Here is an 18,517-nt window from a genome sequence, read left to right as displayed (position 1 = left end):
AGAAGGGGCGCAACTCAATCCGAATGAAAGATGGAGCGCACCTTGTCTGGAATTGAAAACTTGTGGGACCACCCTGCAGAGGGTGACATGTTCAGGCGAGCGTTAGCGGAGGCGGATCCTCGTATATTTACGCTCTCGCAGCTGGAGTGTCGCCGGCAGTCCGAGCAGATCGAGTTGATCGCTTCGGAAAACATCGTGTCCCGCGCGGTTCTTCAAGCCCAAGGAACAGCGCTGACGAACAAGTACGCCGAAGGTTATCCGGAGCGCCGCTATTATGGCGGTTGCGAATTTGTCGATGAGATCGAAAGCGAGGCTATCGAGCGGGCAAAAAAGCTGTTTGGAGCGCGTTTCGCCAACGTGCAGCCGCATTCGGGTGCACAGGCAAACGGCGCCGTGAAGCTGGCCCTGCTGAATCCGGGTGACACCATACTTGGCATGTCACTCGATGCCGGCGGCCACCTGACCCACGGTGCTCGGCCAGCAATGTCAGGGAAATGGTTTCGCGCCGCCCAGTATGGAGTCCGCCAGGTGGATGGGCGGATCGACTACGAGCAGGTGGCTGAATTGGCCGATCGTGAAAGGCCGCGAATGATTATCGCGGGTGCCTCGGCCTATTCTCGAGTGATCGACTTCGCCCGTTTCAGGGAAATCGCGGAGTCTGTTGGCGCCTGGCTGTTGGTCGACATGGCGCATATAGCTGGTCTTGTCGCCACAGGTCACCACCCATCTCCGCTTGACCACGCCCATGTCGTCACCTCGACAACTCACAAGACTTTGCGCGGCCCCCGTGGCGGCCTGATCCTTACCAACGACGAGGCGATGGCTAAGAAGATCAACTCCGCAGTGTTTCCCGGCCTACAAGGGGGGCCGCTGATGCATGTAATCGCCGCTAAAGCGGTCGCCTTCGGCGAGGCGCTGAGACTGGATTTTTCCAAGTATATTCAACGGGTGGTGGAGAGTGCGCGAGTGCTGGCGGAAGTCATCAGCGAACGCGGCTGCAAAATAATCTCCGGCGGTACGGATAATCACCTGATGCTAGTCGACCTGCGGCCCAAGGGATTGACAGGAAATGTGGCCGAGGCGTCGCTCGAACGCGCCGGCTTTACATGCAACAAGAACGGCGTTCCTGGTGATCCCGAAAAGCCAACTGTTACGTCCGGAATCCGACTTGGCACCTCGGCCGGCTGCAGCAGGGGCTTCGCACCCGAGGAGTTTCGGGAGATCGGCCATCTGATTAGCGATGTACTCGACGCTCTGGCGAGCGATCCACACCGGCTCCCATCGGTCGAGGCGGCGACCCGCGAAAAGGTCGCGGCATTATGTCGGCAGTTCCCGATCTATCCAGTTGGGGAGGGGGAGCGATGAGTGGATATGACCTTATTGTCATCGGCGGTGGACCAGGCGGCTATGTCGCGTCCATTCGCGCCGCGCAGCTGGGTATGAAGACAGCCTGTATCGACGAGCGCGCGACACTTGGAGGTACCTGCCTCAATGTGGGCTGCATACCGTCAAAAGCGCTGCTCATGTCGTCGGAAAAATTCGATGACGCGCGTTCGCAACTTGCACAGCATGGCGTTGACGTTGGCAGTGTCGAGCTAAATCTAGCCGCGATGATGACGCGCAAGGATAAGGTCGTCGGTGATCTTACCAAGGGTATCGACTTCCTGCTCAAGAAGAATGGAGTAGAGCGGATCATCGGTCGTGCGTCGATAGAAGCGCCGGGACGTGTCTTTGTCGTCGGTGCGAATGGTGACCTGACCCTTGAGGCCAACGCAATCATCATAGCGACGGGTTCGATGCCCATCACCTTGCCCGGCATCGAGTTCGACGAGAAGAGAATTGTCAGCTCCACAGGTGCGCTGTCGCTTGAAACGGTGCCAGATAGGATGGTCGTCATCGGCGCCGGGGTGATCGGCTTAGAGCTTGGCCAAGTCTGGGCACGGCTCGGCACGCAGGTCACCGTAGTCGAGTTTCTTGACCGGATACTGCCCGGGATCGACCGGGAAATCGCTACCACGGCGCAGCGGGCCCTCGGACGACGTAGGCTGAAGTTTACACTCGGGCGCGAGGTTCTTGGGGTTGAAAAGGGGGTGGACGAACTAAAAGTCGTGACCCGGCAACATGCCTCCGGGGCGCAAGAGAGCTTGCCCGCCGATGTGGTCCTGGTCGCAGTAGGTAGGCGTCCATTCACCGACGGGCTCGGCCTCGATAGACTTGGCGTGGCATGTGACGCCCGCGGGTTCATAGCAGTGGATAAGCAGTTCCGTACGTCCTGCACAGGCATCTATGCCATTGGCGATTGTGTTTCGGGACCGATGCTGGCCCATAAGGCGGAAGAAGACGGCGTCGCCTGTGTCGAGATGATGGCGGGCGGCAACGAACACCCCGACTACGAAAATGTTCCTTCTGTTGTCTACACCAGCCCAGAAATCGCGAGTGTCGGCCCGACCGAGGACAATTTGCGCGCTCGAGGCGTCGACATTGCTGTCGGCAAGTTCAATTTCATGGCGAACTGTCGTGCCCGGTTGGGTGGCGAGACCGAGGGCCTTGTTAAGGTCGTCGCGGAAGCCGCCAGCGGCCGCATTCTTGGTGCGCACATTGTTGGGCCCCATGCGAGTGAACTGATCGCCGAATTCGTGGTTGCGATCGCACGCCAGGCGACGCTTCGAGATGTTGCCGGCGCATGTCATCCGCACCCCTCGTTGAGCGAAGCTTTGAAAGAGGCCTGCCTGGCAGCGCTCAGCCGTGCGATCCACGCGTAACGTTTACTACGATGAGCACCATGAAACGCGTTCGCCATCCCGAAAAAGCTGCGCGGCCGCCCGGCGCGGTTCCACGCAAGCCGGAATGGATCCGCAGGGCGCCAGTCACGTCGCCGGTGTATTTCGAGACCCGCCGCATCATGCGCGAAGCGGCGGTGTCCACCGTCTGCGAAGAGGCAGCATGCCCGAACATCGGCGAGTGCTGGTCGAAAAAGCACGCGACTATGATGATCATGGGCGAGATCTGCACGCGAGGCTGCGCTTTTTGCAATGTCGCTACCGGCAGGCCGAACCCGCTCGACCTTGGTGAGCCAATGCGGGTGGCGGCAGCGGTCGCAAGTCTTGGCTTGCGTCATGTCGTGATCACCAGCGTCGATCGCGACGACCTCATCGACGGAGGCGCAGGCCACATCGCAGCCACCATCCGGGCGGTCAGAGGCGTCTGCCCGGAAACCACGATTGAAGTGCTGACGCCGGACTTTCTGCGCAAGGGCGATGCCTGGCAGGAGATCGTTGCCGCGAATCCAGACGTGTTCAATCACAATCTCGAAACGGTGCCACGGCTCTACCAAACGGTTCGTCCAGGCGCGCGCTATTATCAGAGTCTCCGGCTGCTCGATGATGTGAAAAGGGCCGAGCCTTCCATTTTCACCAAGTCGGGACTGATGGTCGGTCTTGGCGAAAGCATTGCGGAAGTGTTGCAGGTCATGGACGACCTGAGAACGGCCGGAACCGATTTCCTCACGGTGGGCCAGTATTTGCAGCCCACGCCGCGGCATCATCCGCTCGATCGGTTTGTTACGCCTGACGAGTTCCGCAGCATCGAGACCGTCGCCAAGGCCAAGGGGTTTTTGACCGTCGCGGCCACCCCAATGACGCGCTCGTCCTACCACGCCGATGAAGGCTTCGCCGCATTGCGTGCCGCGCGGCTGGCTCAGCAAGGCAACCCCAACACAAATGGAGCATGACGATGACGGGACAGCCAAAACGAACACCGCTCCACGACCTGCATGTCGAGCTTGGCGGCAAGATCGTCGACTTCGCCGGCTGGGCGATGCCGGTCCAATATCCAGCCGGCATCATGGCCGAACACAATGCGTGCCGCACCAAAGCCGCGCTGTTTGACGTGTCGCATATGGGGCAAGTCGAACTGCATGGCGATGGAGCGGCAGCCGAGCTTGAGCGGCTGGTGCCGAGCGCCATGGTTGGACTTGCGCTAGGCAAGGCACGCTACACTATGTTCACCAACCAAAATGGCGGCATTCTTGACGATCTGATCGTTTCCAATGCCGGCGACCACCTGTTCGTGGTGGTCAACGCGTCGATGCGCGATCAGGATGTCGCCCATTTGCGCGCCAACCTCGCCGGGGTCAGGGTTGTCGAGCGCTCCGATCTCGCACTGGTGGCGATCCAGGGACCGAAGGCCGAGACGGTGGTGGCGTCGCTGAGCTCTGGAGCCGGAAACCTGCGCTTCATGGAGACGATCAAGGCAGATCTGGCAGGCATTCCGTGCCGTATATCGCGTCTCGGCTATACCGGAGAGGACGGCTACGAAATCTCGATGCCGGCCAGCGAGGCGGAGAAAGTGGCGCGCGCTTTGCTTGCCCATGACGATTGCGAGCCTGCTGGCTTGGGCGCCCGTGATAGCCTTCGCCTGGAGGCCGGGCTTTGTCTCTATGGCAACGACATCGACACGCGGACATCGCCGATCGAGGCCCAGCTCAACTGGGCTATTCAGAAGCGGCGGCGCGAGGAAGGCGGGTTTGCTGGAGAGGAGCGTATCCTGCGCGAACTGGCGTCGGGCCCGGCCCGAAAGCTGGTCGGCCTATTGCCAGAAGGGCGCGCACCGGCCCGCGAGTACACGCAGATCGTCGATGGAGCCGGAGCGGTCATCGGCGGGGTGACATCGGGAGGCTTTGGGCCGACTGTGGGCGGGCCAGTGTCGCTCGGCTACGTGCTGGCGTCGCATGCCGCCCCAGACACGCCCGTCAGCCTTGTCATTCGAGGCAACCCCGTCCCGGCCAGGGTCGTGTCGCTGCCGTTCGTTCCGCACAACTACAAGCGTTAGGGAGAGCCATGATGAGCACCTATTACACCGACGACCACGAATGGGTTCGTGTCACCGGCGATCACGCGGTGGTGGGCATCACCAGACACGCCGCCGACCAGCTTGGCGACGTCGTTTTCATCGAATTGAGGGCGGCCGGTGAACGTTTCGCCAAATCGGACGAGATTGGAGTGATTGAAAGCGTCAAGGCCGCGAGTCCGATCTACGCGCCGGTGGCGGGCGAAGTCATCCAGGCCAACCAGGCAGTGATTGAGCAGACCTCGATCCTCAATGACGATCCGGAAGGAGCGGGCTGGCTCTACAAGGTCAAGCTTGCCGATGTCGCCGAAGTCAGCGGACTGATGGATGCAGACGCCTATGCCGCATTTGTCGCTTGAGGAGGTTCCCATGTCACTCAAACTGACACAATACGAACCGTACGATTTCGCCAACCGTCGCCACATCGGGCCGTCGCCTTCCGAAATGGAGGAAATGCTTGAGACGCTCTGGCTGCCGAGTGTTGATGCGCTGATCGAAGAGACCATTCCCTCGACCATCCGGCGCACCAAGCCGCTTGCCTTTGGCCCGGCACTTTCCGAGCGGGACGCTCTGCATCACATGCGTCAGGTGGCGGGCAAGAACCGCGTGCTGACCTCGCTGATCGGACAGGGCTACTACGGTACGACTACGCCGCCTGTAATCTTGCGCAACATCCTGGAGAATCCGGCCTGGTACACGGCCTATACGCCTTACCAGCCCGAGATTTCGCAAGGCAGGCTCGAGGCCTTGTTGAACTTCCAGACAATGATCTCGGATCTGACTGGTCTCGATATCGCCAATGCTTCGCTGCTTGACGAAGCGACTGCGGCGGCAGAGGCGATGACTATGGCGAAACGAAGCGCGAAATCGAAAGCCAGGGCCTTTTTCGTCGACGAGAACTGTCACCCCCAGACCATTGCGGTGATCCAGACGCGCGCGCAGCCCCTCGACATCGAGATCGTCGTTGGCGACCCCGACGAACTGGTGCCGCAAGACGTTTTCGGCGCGATCTTCCAATATCCGGGTACTTACGGCCATGTGCGCGATTTGACCGGGGTCATCGAAGCGCTGCACCAAGCGAGCGCAATTGCCGTCGTAGCTGCCGATCCGCTGGCGCTGACGCTGCTGAAGGCGCCGGGCGAAATGGGCGCTGACATCGCGGTCGGTTCGACCCAGCGCTTCGGCGTGCCGATCGGCTACGGAGGACCGCACGCTGCCTACATGGCCTGCCGCCAGGAGTTCGTACGGGCGATGCCTGGGCGCATCATCGGCGTGTCGATCGATGCTCGTGGAAACCGCGCCTACCGGCTAACACTGCAGACGCGCGAGCAGCATATTCGCCGCGAGAAGGCCAATTCAAATGTCTGCACGGCACAGGCGTTGCTGGCGGTCATGGCAGCGATGTACGCCATTTTCCACGGCCCAGAGGGCTTGCAGGCGATCGCCCAGAGCATCCATCGCAAGACGGTTCGGCTCGCGAAGGGGCTTGAGGAACTCGGGTTCAAGGTTTCGCCGGAGGCCTTCTTCGACACGATCACTGTTGAGGTCGGCGCCATGCAGGGCGTCGTTCTCAACGCGGCCGTCGCCAACGACGTCAACCTTCGCAAGATTTCGACCGACCGCGTCGGCATCAGTCTCGACGAACTGACCCGGCCCGAGACCATCGAGGCGGTGTGGCGCGCCTTCGGCGGCAACATGAAAGACGACAGCACCAAGACCCGCGAATATCGCCTGCCCGGGTCGCTGATGCGCAAGAGTACTTATCTCATGCATCCTATCTTTCATATGAACCGAGCCGAAGCCGAAATGACGCGCTACATGCGGCGTCTTGCGGATCGCGATCTGGCGCTGGACCGGGCGATGATCCCGCTTGGCTCGTGCACGATGAAGCTAAACGCGACGGTGGAAATGATCCCGGTCACGTGGCCGGAATTCGCCAACTTGCATCCGTTCGCTCCGCTCGATCAGGCACAGGGTTATGCCGAGATGATCGCCGATCTCTCGAACATGCTCTGTGACGTCACCGGCTATGATGCTGTTTCGATCCAGCCGAATTCCGGCGCACAAGGCGAGTATGCCGGGCTGCTGGCAATCCGGGGATATCACCTAGCGTGTGGGCAAGGACACCGGGACGTCTGCCTGATCCCGACATCAGCTCACGGCACCAATCCAGCCTCCGCCCAGATGGTGGGCTGGCGCGTCGTGCCGGTTAGGTCGGCGGAAAACGGCGATATCGACATCGACGACTTCAGGGCCAAGGCGCGCGAGCATAGCGCAAACCTTGCCGCCTGCATGATCACCTACCCCTCGACGCACGGCGTCTTTGAGGAAACCGTGCGCGACGTGTGCGACATCACCCACGAGCATGGCGGTCAAGTTTACATCGACGGTGCCAACATGAACGCCATGGTGGGACTGGTGGCCCCAGGCGAAATCGGCGGCGACGTCTCGCATCTCAACCTGCACAAGACCTTCTGCATTCCTCACGGCGGCGGTGGGCCCGGCATGGGCCCGATCGGTGTCAAGCAGCATCTAATCCCGCATTTGCCGGGGCATCCCGAGACAGGCGGTGAAGCCGGCCCGGTCTCGGCTGCACCCTACGGCTCGCCCTCGATCCTGACCATTTCCTGGGCATACTGTCTGCTGATGGGCGGTGCCGGGCTGACTCAAGCAAGCAAGATTGCGATCTTGAATGCCAACTACATCGCTAAGCGATTGGAGGGGGCCTACCCGATCCTCTACACCGCACCGACCGGACGGGTGGCGCATGAGTGCATCGTCGATACCCGTGCGCTTAAGGAAAGCTCCGGCGTCAGCGTCGAGGACGTGGCCAAGCGGCTGATGGATTGCGGCTTCCATGCACCCACGATGAGCTGGCCGGTGCCGGGCACGCTCATGATCGAACCGACCGAGTCCGAACCAAAGGCCGAGCTCGATCGCTTCATCACCGCGATGCTTGCGATCCGTGCCGAAGCGCAAGCTATCGAAGATGGCGCGATAGACCGCGACAACAACCCGCTGAAGAACGCGCCTCACACGGTAGAAGATCTGGTTGGCGAATGGGGGCGGCCGTATTCGAGGGAACAGGGGTGTTTTCCGCCTGGAGCATTCCGCGTCGACAAGTACTGGCCACCCGTCAATCGCGTAGACAATGCGTTCGGCGACCGAAACCTGGTCTGCACCTGTCCGCCGATGGAAGACTATGAAGAGGCTGCTGAATAGAAACTGCAGTGAGGCTATACTTTTGGAGCAAATATGTTTCTGAGCATCTTCGACGTATTCAAGATTGGCATCGGCCCGTCGTCGTCCCACACTATGGGGCCTATGACGGCGGCGGGTCGGTTCATTCAAATGCTTCGGGAGCGCGCAGAAGGCCTCCCTTCCTTGACAGTGCGCGTGACTCTATACGGTTCGCTTGCCTTCACTGGGAAGGGGCATGCGACCGACCGCGCGGTCGCCCTCGGGCTGCTCGGCAATACGCCAGCGGAGCTCGATATCAGCGAGGCAGAGAAGCAACTGGTAGCTCTACGGCACTCGAAGGAGTTGCGCCTTGTTGGGCTTCCGCCGCTTTCCTTCGATCCCGACAACGACATCGTTTTTGAGTATGGGCCGGCGTTGCCGGGCCACGCCAACGGCATCGTTTTCGAGGTGCTAGACGAAGAGGGTAACTCGTTTCTTGCCGAGACCTTCTATTCCATTGGGGGCGGCTTTGTCGTAACGGCAGCCGAACATCAAGTGCGCGACGTTATGCCAGCGCCTCAGGATGTTCTCTGGCCATATCCCTTCGACACTGCCCTATCCATGGTTCGCATGGCCAAGGAGAGCGGCCTTTCAATCTCAGCAATGAAAAGAGAAAATGAGCTAGTCACGCACCAGCCGGCTGACCTCGACAAGGGAATTGCGCGGATATGGGCGACAATGAACGGTTGCATAGATCGAGGGCTAGCCCTGGACGGCGTTCTGCCTGGCGGTCTTGGAGTCAACCGGCGCGCCAGGAAGATATTTGAGCAGCTCAACACGGAGCGCAACTCGAACCGAACCCAGCCACATGTCACGTCCGACTGGATTGGCGTCTACGCGATGGCGGTGAATGAGGAAAACGCGGCTGGAGGCAAGGTTGTTACCGCACCAACGAATGGCGCGGCTGGGGTGGTCCCGGCGGTTCTTCGCTACTATCTCGACCACTGCATAGGTCCTGATCAGTCGAGGATAGCAGAGTATCTGCTTACCGCCGCGTCAATCGGTGGACTGATCAAACACAATGCATCGATCTCGGGTGCGGAAGCGGGCTGCCAGGGTGAGGTCGGCTCGGCGGCGGCGATGGCAGCCGCCGGACTGTGCGCTGTCCTTGGCGGTACGCCAGAGCAGGTGGAAAACGCTGCAGAGATTGCACTTGAGCATCATCTTGGCATGACTTGCGACCCGGTTTCCGGCCTAGTCCAGGTCCCCTGTATCGAACGCAACGGCATCGGAGCGATCAAAGCGGTTGCCGCTGCGTCTCTTGCCTTGAGAGGGGATGGGTCGCATTTCATGCCTCTAGACAATTGCATAGAGGCGATGCGGCAAACCGGCGAGGAAATGAACACAAAATTCAAGGAGACAAGCCTTGGCGGTCTGGCTGTAAATATTCCTGAGTGTTAATTCAGTAAAAATCGGGCAATATATCGAAATATAATATCATATATCGTTTATTGATACGGATTCACGCAATTTAATCAATGATGACGTGGGTTTTTTCCATCATGATCGTCTTTTGGATCCAGGATTAATTTGCAAGAAATTGATGCTCGTTTCGCATTTATTCTGCAAGAACGGTATTAGTATGAGGGCGCCGCCGCAGTACTCTGGTGCAAGAAATCGGTCCAATCAGCATCCGATCAAGGGCATCTCGTCGAAGCCCTTCGACTAGGAGTTTTGTGACTGGAGCGTGGCTCATGGCGTGACAGGGAGATCGCGCTATCTTGAATGTAGACGGTCGTGTCCGGTCAAGAAGCCAACGACATATCGTTTGCGTCAGATCGCAACGGCGCTTGTGAGAAAAGCTTTCGAGTGAACTGTCGGTAACCGCGCTTCTGGCGATCGGCATGCATTGGATTTCTCACCGAGTTCATAGACGGAGGAACTTAAGTAGTGAAGTTGGTCAATGATTTCGAGGTCAATGCGCCAATAGCGCGGGTGTGGTCGACGCTAGTCGACGTCGAGCGCATTGCCCCCTGCTTTCCAGGCGCTCAACTTCAGGAGGCTGAAGGCGATGAATATCGTGGCGTTGTTAAGGTGAAGCTGGGTCCGATTACCGCGGAGTTCAAAGGCACAGCAAGAATAACCGACCAGGATAACAATGCTTACCGAGCAACTATTGAAGGCACTGGAAGGGGGACGCAGGGCCAGGCGTCTGCGGTAGTCGTCGTGAAGGCAGTGCCCGTTGACCAGCGGACGAAAGTTAACGTTGTGACCGATGTCAGCCTGTCAGGCCGCGTGGCACAGTTTGGTCGCAGCGGGATAATGGCTGAGGTCAGTGAGAAAATAGTCTCGCAGTTTGCTGACAACCTAAGTCGCATGCTGGGGCAGGATTGCATTGCCGAGACCGGCAATTCTCAATTGACGAGTTCGGGGGCGGGGTCCGCCTCGGTGACGCCCGTCGGGGTCCGCAAGATTGCGTCGTCAGAGACGGAGGCGCTCGATCTGGTCGCAGTTGCTGGCGGCGTGCTTCCCAGGTGGGTTGTATCGATTGCAGCCAAAGTCGGCTCCATCTTTTCCGCATTGGGTTTGCGACGGGCACGTAAGTAACAACCTCGTTGCTTGTAGACGAAAATCGATCTGGGAAGACCAAGAAGTCAGGGAAGGTGCATAAGCGATGAAGCCAACTCCGTTTACCTACCACGTACCGAATACTATTGACCAGGCCGCCAGAATTCTAGGAAGTGATCCAGAAAACAGCAGGGTCCTGGCCGGTGGGCAAAGCCTTGTATCGATGCTTAACCTTCGTCTTGTTACCGTAGGAAACCTAATCGACATCAACCGCATCCCCGGGTTGGACTACGTGCGCGTCGAGGCCGGCGGCGTTATTGTTGGCGCGCTGGCCAGGCACAATGACGTCGAGAGTTCGCATGAAGTTCGTCGAGCTCTGCCCCTCCTTACGTCAGCACTCTCGCACGTTGCCCATTCGCAAATTCGTAATCGGGGCACTATTGTCGGAAGTCTCTGCCACGCGGATCCTGCGGCCGAGTTGCCGGCAGTTTGGCTGGCGCTCGACGGGGAACTTACGGCACAAAGTGAGGGCGGAACACGAACCATCCGGGCGGATGAATTCTTCATCTCATCTTTCACTACCACACTAGAACCAAACGAAGTTGTCACTGAGGTGAGGTTTAGCGGAACGACCGGTGCCACAGGGTGGTCTTTTGAGGAAGTAACAAAGCGCCACGGCGACTTTGCCCTAGCCGGTGTGGTAACTCTCGTGACGTTGAAAAATGGGGCCGTAAGTAGTGCGCGAATTGTTCCTTTCGGCGTCGGCTCCAAACCAATACGAATAACTTCTGCCGAGCAACAACTGCTAGGTGTGAGCGCAAGCGCGATCGACGACGCTTTGCTTGACCAGGTAGCAGCAGCGGTATCGGCTGCCGTCGACCCTGCGAATGACATCCATGCCAGCGAAGAATACCGCCGCCACGTGGCGGGCGTTTTGACCCGAAGGGGCCTTCGTCGGGCAATCGATGATGCGCAGCAGCGCGCCTAATCGCGCAGAAAGACCTAGCCGCTAGTCGTGTAATACAGAAGGACGGTTCGAAATGAGCGCAGCAAAACATGCAATTTCGTTGTCGATTAATGGGGAGAATTACGACGTTGTAGTAGAAGCGAGGCGAACACTTGCCGATACGATTCGAGAAGATATTCGCCTTACTGGAACAAAACTCGGCTGCGAACACGGTGTTTGTGGAGCTTGCACAGTTTTGCTGGATGGAAAGGCTGTTAGGTCATGCCTGATGTTCGCCGTGCAGGCATCGGGGTGCGAGATCACGACCGTCGAAGGTCTCGACACAGATGGTGAACTTGACTTCGTACAGCAGGCTTTTGCCAAGAACCACGGCCTTCAGTGTGGTTTCTGCACGGCAGGCGTACTGATGTCGGTACATTCATTCCTGAAGTCGAATCCGAACCCGACCGAAGACGAAATTCGGTTGGAGTTGGGCGGAAATATCTGCCGCTGCACCGGCTATCAAAACATCGTCAAATCCATCGCGGCTGCTGCCGCTACCAACCGATAACGGCTTGTGGGGAGAAAAGACCGATGGCAAAAGCTCTTTCTAAAGTAAGGCTTCCGGAAGACCGCTCAATTCGCAAGGGAAGGTGGATCGGGGCTAGAGTTCAGCGAGTTGAAGACCCACGGTTCCTCACCGGTAGCGCGAAATATGTCGCCGATATCGTGCTACCCCGCACGCTTCACGCGGTGTTTGTGCGCTCTCCGCACCCGCATGCCTTGATCAAGTCTATCGACAAATCGGTCTTGCCTGGCCTCGGCCAGACGGTTTTTGCGTTCACCGGCGAAGATATGCGGAATGTACCTCCGCTAATTGACGTGGTGACACTCCCGACGCTGCTGAAAACTCCACAACATGTCTTGGCGCTCGACAGGGTCCGGTTCGCAGGCGAGGCTGTCGCCATCGTGGCCCACGCAGATAGATATGTGGCCGAGGATCTGGCCGAACAACTTGGAGAGGCTATTGAATATGAGGTGCTCGCAGCGGTGCCGAACATTGAAGCTGCCGGTAGGGCGGGTGCAGCAATCCTGCACCCGGCGATAGGCAAGAATGAGGTCTACAGAGAGACAGAAGTCCACGGCGACGTGGCGGGTGCGTTCAAGGCAGCTGACCAGACCTTTAGTACTAGATTTTACCACAACCGCTACGAAGCGGCGCCGATGGAATGTCGTGGTGTGTTAGCGAATTACGAGCGCCATGACAGCCAGTTGACTGTATGGTCGTCGACCCAGATGCCGCATTTTCTGGGTTCAATCATTGCTGGCAAACTTGGCCATCCCGCGCAGCGAGTGCGGGTGATCGCACCTGAGGTTGGTGGCGGCTTTGGTCAGAAGATGTGTACTTCACCCGAGGAGATTGTGATTCCCTGGGTTGCGACGCAGCTCGGCCGCCCAGTGAAATGGATTGAAGATCGGCGCGAGCACTTACTTGCTGCTACTCATGCCAAAGAGGAGTTCATCAACCTCGACGTCGCCGTGAAGAATGATGGAACGATACTTGGCGTCCGTGGTGAGTTCATTGGAGACGGCGGCGGTTATTCATTCAACACCGAGAGTGCTTTGATCGAGCCGGCGTTGGCCGCAAAGTCTTTCTGTGGGCCCTACCGTATCGCAAATTTCGAAGAGACGGTCGCTGCGTCGCTAACAAACAAGAGTCCGACCGCGGCCTATCGCGGTGTGGGCTGGACTGCGGCGAACACGGCGCGAGAAATCATTGTAGATGAAATTGCTCGGGGTCTTCAAATTGACCCCGCAGAACTTCGTCTGAAAAACATGCTCGACTCAGATGAGCTCCCGTACCGTAGTGCGACTGGCCAAGTTTATGATAGCGGCAGCTATAAAGCGTCGCTGGAAAAGGCGCTCGAAGCTGTGGGCTACAAGCAATTCCGGGCTGAGCAACAAAGGCTTCGGAATGAGGGACGCTACATTGGACTGGGCATAAGTTCATATGTAGAGCAGACTGCATGGGGAAGTGACTCTTCCGCCCAAGCTGGCACACCGCTGCCCTCTCATGACAATTCCACTGTGACTATGGACCCCGGCGGCAAGGTCACGATTAGCACAAGCGTTTCCGGGCATGGCCAAGGGCATGAAACTGCCTTGGCTCAAGTAGCAGCTGACGGCCTGGGTATTCATATTTCTGACGTCAAGGTCCTTCATGGCGATACTCTAACTTCACCATATGGCCTGGGAACCTACGCCAGCCGTAGTGCTGTCATTGGTGGGGCCACCGTTGCTCGGGCGGCCGCGGACGTCCGCAAGCAGGTTCTGCGCGTAGCCGGACGCATGCTTGAAGCCAGCCCCGAGGATTTGGTGATCGAGGATGGAAAAATCTCTGTCGTGGGTGCGCCATCTGTCTCAAAAACCATGCAAGAGGTCGCTTTTGCTTCATACTGGGACGGAAGTCTGCGAGATGACGAACCCGGCGAAAGCCACGAGCCCCTGCTTTCTTCCACGCGTTTCTACGATCCTCCGGCTTCTTATGCGAACGGTTGCATTGTCGCGCTGACAGAAGTCGACGTTGATACCGGTTTCGTCAAACTGACCCGTATGATCGTGGTTGAGGACTGCGGAACTGTTATCAACCCGATGATCGTCGAAGGTCAGGTGCACGGAGCGATTGCCCAAGGAATCGGCGGCGCTCTCCTCGAGCATTTGATTTACAGCGAGGAAGGTCAGCCGCTTACTACCACCTATATGGATTATCTGGTGCCTACCGCCCCAACGATGCCGCCCATAGAAGTGCATCACATTGAAACGCCGTCACCGTTTACGATTGGCGGCATTAAAGGAATGGGCGAAGGCGGGCAGATTGCTACTCCAGCAGCTGTTGCCAACGCAGTTGCCGATGCTCTTGCCCCTTTCGGGGTTCGCATCACACGTCTTCCACTTACGCCGGACACGGTTCTGCGCATGATTGGCAAGATAGATCGGCCCAATGCATGATACGCTCGTGTTTATACAGTTTGTTCGTGGCTGCCTTTCCACGTGGAACCTATGACTATGTCGCAACGAACTGATTTTGTCTCAGTGAGGCAATCGGGACTGCCTTTTGATACTATAGACGAGGTCAAGGCTGCCCTGATCGGCGAGGGTTACCTCGCCGATCAGGGCTTGGCAGCGGCTATTCTGCTTGCCCTGAAAATGGGTCGACCACTTCTACTGGAAGGCGAAGCGGGTGTTGGCAAAACTGAGGTTGCTAAGGCCCTCTCCTCGATTCTCTCGGCAGAGCTTATTCGGTTGCAGTGCTATGAAGGCATCGATGCAAGTCAGGCACTCTACGAGTGGGACTATGGACGCCAGCTCTTGTTCGCGCGGGCTTTGCAAGAGGGAGAGATCGACCCCGAGCGACGGGTTGCCCAATTGTATGGGCCAGACTTTCTTCTTGAGCGGCCGTTGCTCAAAGCGGTTCGCGCCGGTTCAAGTGCCGTGCTTTTGATTGATGAAGTTGATAGAGCCGACGATGAATTTGAAGCATTCCTGCTAGAAATTCTATCAGATTTCTCTGTGACAATACCCGAGTTGGGGACGGTCCATGCAAAAACCCCTCCCGCTGTGATCTTAACTTCAAACCGAACGCGTGAGTTGCATGACGCCCTGAAGCGACGGTGCCTCTACCATTGGATTGGTTTTCCCGAGTTGGAGCGCGAAGTTGAGATCATCCGGATGCGAGCGTCCGGCGTATCTGATGGGTTGGCGCGTTCTGTCGCGGTCGCGATTTCCCGCCTTCGCAATCTAGATTTGATTAAGCCCCCGGGAGCTTCTGAGGCAATTGACTGGGCGCGAGCGTTAGAATTTCTAGGAGCGGAAACATTAGACACTGAAGCTGGCCGTGTGACTCTGGGGTGGGCAGTGAAGAATCACGACGACCTTCGTCTGGTCGAGCCCCTCTTGGAGACAATTACGAGTGGGTAACTCTGTTGAACGCCTCATCCGCTTCGGGCGGAGTTTGCGTGAAGAGGGTTTGCTCGTAGGTAGCGGGCAAATATCGGATTTTTGCCGAGCTGCGGATATGCTCTATCCGTTTAATCTTTACTGGGCTGGTAGGATTACTCTCACTTGCCGCCGCGACGATATTCCTATCTACAACGCGGTATTCGTGAGGTTTTTTGGCGACGAACAAGAAGGTTTTACACGCGCACCTCGTTGCGAGGTGCAGGATGTGGCTAAACCGCCGCCCATTAGAGGGGTGGGAGACCGCACAGACGAGGCCGCTGAAAAAGAAATCTCCATCGCAAGCCCCTTCGAAGTATTGCGCAAAAAGAGCTTTGCGAGGTGCACTCAGGAGGAATTGCGGGAATTGTTCGCGGCAGGCGAACGTCTCATAGTTCCGACTAGACGATCACGCCGATATGCGCCTGCCCGGGCGGGCACTCTCGATTTCCGTCGTACGCTTCGTGCCTCATTGCGAACAGGGGGAGAGCCTTTCAAGAGGTCTTGGCGCACAAGACGCGAGCACCCCCGCCGGATAGTCTTTTTGCTTGATGTGTCTGGCTCCATGGCGGCATATGCCAAAGCCTTGTTGTTGTTCGCTCATGTCGGCGTCCGCACCCAACAGCATTGGGAAACCTTCTGTTTTGCGACCCGCCTGACCCACTTCACTAGGGCACTGGCTCACGTCAAACCGGATGAGGCGCTGACGAGGGCGGCCGAGGAGGTGGTTGACTGGGACGGTGGCACCCGCATCGGAAACAGTCTGAAGGACTTTCTCAAGGAGCGCGAGTACGGCAGCCTAGCGCGAGGCGCGATTGTCATCATATGCTCGGACGGGCTGGAGATTGACGATCCCGAGATACTCAAACAGCAAATGGTGCGGCTTTCGCGACTTGCGAACCGTGTTGTCTGGCTTAATCCCCAAAAAGAAGATCCAGTTTATGAGCCGCTTACGCGTGGAATGCGAATAGCAATGCCATACATTGACGTGTTTGAGAGCGGTCATAACTTGGCCAGTTTGGAATATCTGACGGATTTGCTGGGCCGAAACGATGCCTTTCTAGAAAGAGGCGGTCGCAGACGCGTACATGAAAGCGAATAGCATGGACATGATCGATCCTTTCGGTCGTACGATCACCTATCTACGGGTATCTGTCACCGACCGTTGCGATTTTCGCTGCACCTACTGTATGGCCGAAAACATGTCCTTCCTGCCTAAGAATGACCTTCTTTCGCTGGAAGAGCTCGATCGCCTCTGTACTGTATTTATCGAGAAGGGTGTTAGGAAGTTGCGCTTAACTGGCGGGGAGCCATTGGTGCGCAAAAACATCATGAGTCTTGTGCGCCAGCTTTCACGGCATTTGAAGAGCGGCGCCCTGGAAGAGCTGACGCTGACTACAAATGGCTCCCAACTTTCGCGCTTCGCTGCGGAACTCGCCGATTGCGGTGTAAATCGGATCAATGTTTCGCTTGATACGCTGAACGCCGAAAAATTCCATGCCGTCACCCGCTGGGGCCGTATCGACAAAGTCATGGAAGGCATTGATGCTGCACAGGCGGCGGGGCTGAAGGTGAAGCTCAACGTGGTTGCGCTCAAAGATTTCAACGAAGCCGAGCTGCCGGAGATGATAATATGGGCTCATAGCCGCGGCATGGACCTAACCATCATTGAAACTATGCCTATGGGCGAGATCGACGCTGATCGAAGCGACCAATACCTGCCTCTATCGCTGCTGCGTGCTTCGTTAGAGCGCCAGTTCGCGCTGACCGACATCCCCCACAAAACGGGCGGTCCAGCCCGCTATGTCCACGTAGCCGAAACGGGTGGTAAGCTGGGCTTTATCACGCCGATGACGCATAATTTCTGCGAAAGCTGCAACCGCATCCGGCTGACTTGTACCGGAACGCTCTACATGTGCCTGGGCAGGGAGGACGCTGCCGACTTGCGCGAGAAGCTACGCGCTTCGGAAGGTAATGAGTTGGTGGCCGACGCGGTTGATGAAGCGATCAGTCGCAAGCCGAAGGGCCATGATTTCGTGATTGACCGTCGTACCAATCGGCCGTCCGTATCCCGACATATGAGTGTCACCGGCGGTTGATTCATGACGTGGCGAGTGGGTGGTTCACGATGATGTTGTCGTGTCGTATCGCGAGAGCAGTTGTGTGAGCGCGTTTGCGGCATTGGTCGCAAAAGAAGAAATGGCAGCGAGTGCTCGACACACGCCCCCAGTGCCGCGATGCTCTTCGCACTGGCTGATGTTTTCGCCAAGTCCGATGTGCGGCATCTCGGGAATCTGGGGCGGGAATACCCAACACGTCCAGAATTGCACCCCGTTGCTCGATGTCTTTCGCGGCTTTCGATTTCCCGCAGGGGCTCCCAAAACACGCGCGCCATGCCCGCAACAAACCCGAAGGCAATCAAAGAGGCTTCCAGAATTGGAGCTGCATCTTCGACACTTCAAGCCTCTACACGCAGATAGCCGCTCAGGCCGGTTTTCTGATGCTTGATCACATGGCAGTGGAACGCCCAGTCGCCAAGGTTGTCGGCGACCAGTGCCACCTCCATCGTTTCCTTCGACAGCAGAAGGGCAGTGTCTGTCGGCAGTGGGGCGACCTTGCGCTTGTCGGAGCGCAACAGGCGGAAGGTCATACCGTGCAGGTGGATGGGATGATCGTTCGGTGTTTCGTTGCGCGGGCGTAGGACATAGCTCTTGCCCTGTTTCAACACGGCGAGCGGCTCGCCGTGGCCCGGTATGTCGGATTGACCGGTAACCCGGTTGATTGACCAGAACGTGTAGCCAAGGGTGCCGCAAATGCCCGGCGTCGGTGCGTCTCCGCCAGGCGACCAGCCAAAGATGAAGTCTATCGTTTCAGCATTGGCGAGATCAGCTTTTGGCATCGGATTGGGCCGCAGTGGCTTGAGCTCGTCCAGCCTGCGCCTGGCACTGGCACCCAAGGGCCGAAACCGCGCGAGAAGCC

At 57.9% G+C, this 18,517-nt stretch carries 15 protein-coding genes; 14 read left to right on the top strand and 1 reads right to left on the bottom strand.

The features are described from left to right. The first annotated feature begins 30 nt into the window (after positions 1-30). The 14 genes from glyA (at position 31) to moaA (ending at position 17,637) form a co-directional block, all read left to right on the top strand. Positions 31-1,365, top strand: coding sequence for a serine hydroxymethyltransferase (gene glyA, locus O1Y97_RS02555; RefSeq protein ID WP_318762979.1), 1,335 nt, complete (start codon positions 31-33; stop codon positions 1,363-1,365). Then, entirely contained in the window at positions 1,362-2,762 is a 1,401-nt protein-coding gene (gene lpdA, locus O1Y97_RS02550) for a dihydrolipoyl dehydrogenase (RefSeq protein WP_318762978.1), read from the top strand. The genes glyA and lpdA overlap by 4 nt, the downstream gene beginning before the upstream one ends. 11 nt (positions 2,763-2,773) lie before the next feature. Continuing rightward, positions 2,774-3,730 carry a lipoyl synthase gene (gene lipA / locus O1Y97_RS02545; RefSeq protein WP_318762977.1) on the top strand — a complete coding sequence of 319 codons (957 nt, stop codon included), beginning with the start codon at positions 2,774-2,776 and terminating at the stop codon, positions 3,728-3,730. Beyond that, positions 3,727-4,830, top strand: coding sequence for a glycine cleavage system aminomethyltransferase GcvT (gene gcvT / locus O1Y97_RS02540; protein ID WP_318762976.1), 1,104 nt, complete (start codon positions 3,727-3,729; stop codon positions 4,828-4,830). Before lipA ends, gcvT begins: the two co-directional genes overlap by 4 nt. Positions 4,831-4,841: 11 nt before the next feature. Further along, positions 4,842-5,207, top strand: a complete 366-nt coding sequence (gene gcvH, locus O1Y97_RS02535) for a glycine cleavage system protein GcvH (protein WP_318762975.1) — start codon at positions 4,842-4,844, stop codon at positions 5,205-5,207. Next, complete coding sequence (gcvP, locus tag O1Y97_RS02530) at positions 5,188-8,070, top strand: aminomethyl-transferring glycine dehydrogenase (RefSeq protein ID WP_404801301.1); 2,883 nt, start codon at positions 5,188-5,190, stop codon at positions 8,068-8,070. The genes gcvH and gcvP overlap by 20 nt, the downstream gene beginning before the upstream one ends. A gap of 33 nt (positions 8,071-8,103) precedes the next feature. After that, the gene (locus O1Y97_RS02525; protein ID WP_318762973.1) at positions 8,104-9,489 is read left to right on the top strand and encodes an L-serine ammonia-lyase; all 1,386 of its coding nucleotides are present in this window, start codon (positions 8,104-8,106) and stop codon (positions 9,487-9,489) included. A 489-nt stretch (positions 9,490-9,978) separates the two neighbouring features. Then, positions 9,979-10,635 (top strand): SRPBCC family protein, encoded by a 657-nt coding sequence (locus O1Y97_RS02520; RefSeq protein ID WP_318762972.1) that lies wholly within the window; start codon positions 9,979-9,981, stop codon positions 10,633-10,635. Between the two features lie 67 nt (positions 10,636-10,702). Next, positions 10,703-11,584, top strand: a complete 882-nt coding sequence (locus O1Y97_RS02515) for an FAD binding domain-containing protein (protein ID WP_318762971.1) — start codon at positions 10,703-10,705, stop codon at positions 11,582-11,584. A 52-nt stretch (positions 11,585-11,636) separates the two neighbouring features. Beyond that, a complete protein-coding gene (locus tag O1Y97_RS02510; RefSeq protein ID WP_318762970.1) occupies positions 11,637-12,113 on the top strand; it encodes a (2Fe-2S)-binding protein in 477 nt (158 codons plus the stop codon). A gap of 23 nt (positions 12,114-12,136) precedes the next feature. Beyond that, positions 12,137-14,551, top strand: a complete 2,415-nt coding sequence (locus O1Y97_RS02505) for a xanthine dehydrogenase family protein molybdopterin-binding subunit (protein WP_318762969.1) — start codon at positions 12,137-12,139, stop codon at positions 14,549-14,551. A gap of 57 nt (positions 14,552-14,608) precedes the next feature. Beyond that, a complete protein-coding gene (locus tag O1Y97_RS02500; RefSeq protein WP_318762968.1) occupies positions 14,609-15,520 on the top strand; it encodes an AAA family ATPase in 912 nt (303 codons plus the stop codon). Continuing rightward, positions 15,513-16,640 (top strand): vWA domain-containing protein, encoded by a 1,128-nt coding sequence (locus O1Y97_RS02495; RefSeq protein ID WP_318762967.1) that lies wholly within the window; start codon positions 15,513-15,515, stop codon positions 16,638-16,640. Before O1Y97_RS02500 ends, O1Y97_RS02495 begins: the two co-directional genes overlap by 8 nt. Position 16,641: 1 nt before the next feature. After that, positions 16,642-17,637 carry a GTP 3',8-cyclase MoaA gene (moaA, locus tag O1Y97_RS02490; RefSeq protein WP_318762966.1) on the top strand — a complete coding sequence of 332 codons (996 nt, stop codon included), beginning with the start codon at positions 16,642-16,644 and terminating at the stop codon, positions 17,635-17,637. A 359-nt stretch (positions 17,638-17,996) separates the two neighbouring features. Here the strand turns inward: moaA and O1Y97_RS02485 are convergent, their stop codons facing one another. After that, positions 17,997-18,437, bottom strand: coding sequence for a multicopper oxidase domain-containing protein (locus O1Y97_RS02485; RefSeq protein ID WP_318762965.1), 441 nt, complete (start codon positions 18,435-18,437; stop codon positions 17,997-17,999). Between the last annotated feature and the right edge of the window lie 80 nt (positions 18,438-18,517).

The organism is Aminobacter niigataensis (genome assembly GCF_946995915.1).
GTDB lineage: Bacteria > Pseudomonadota > Alphaproteobacteria > Rhizobiales > Rhizobiaceae > Aminobacter > Aminobacter niigataensis.
This window is presented reverse-complemented; position numbering and strand designations above follow the sequence as displayed.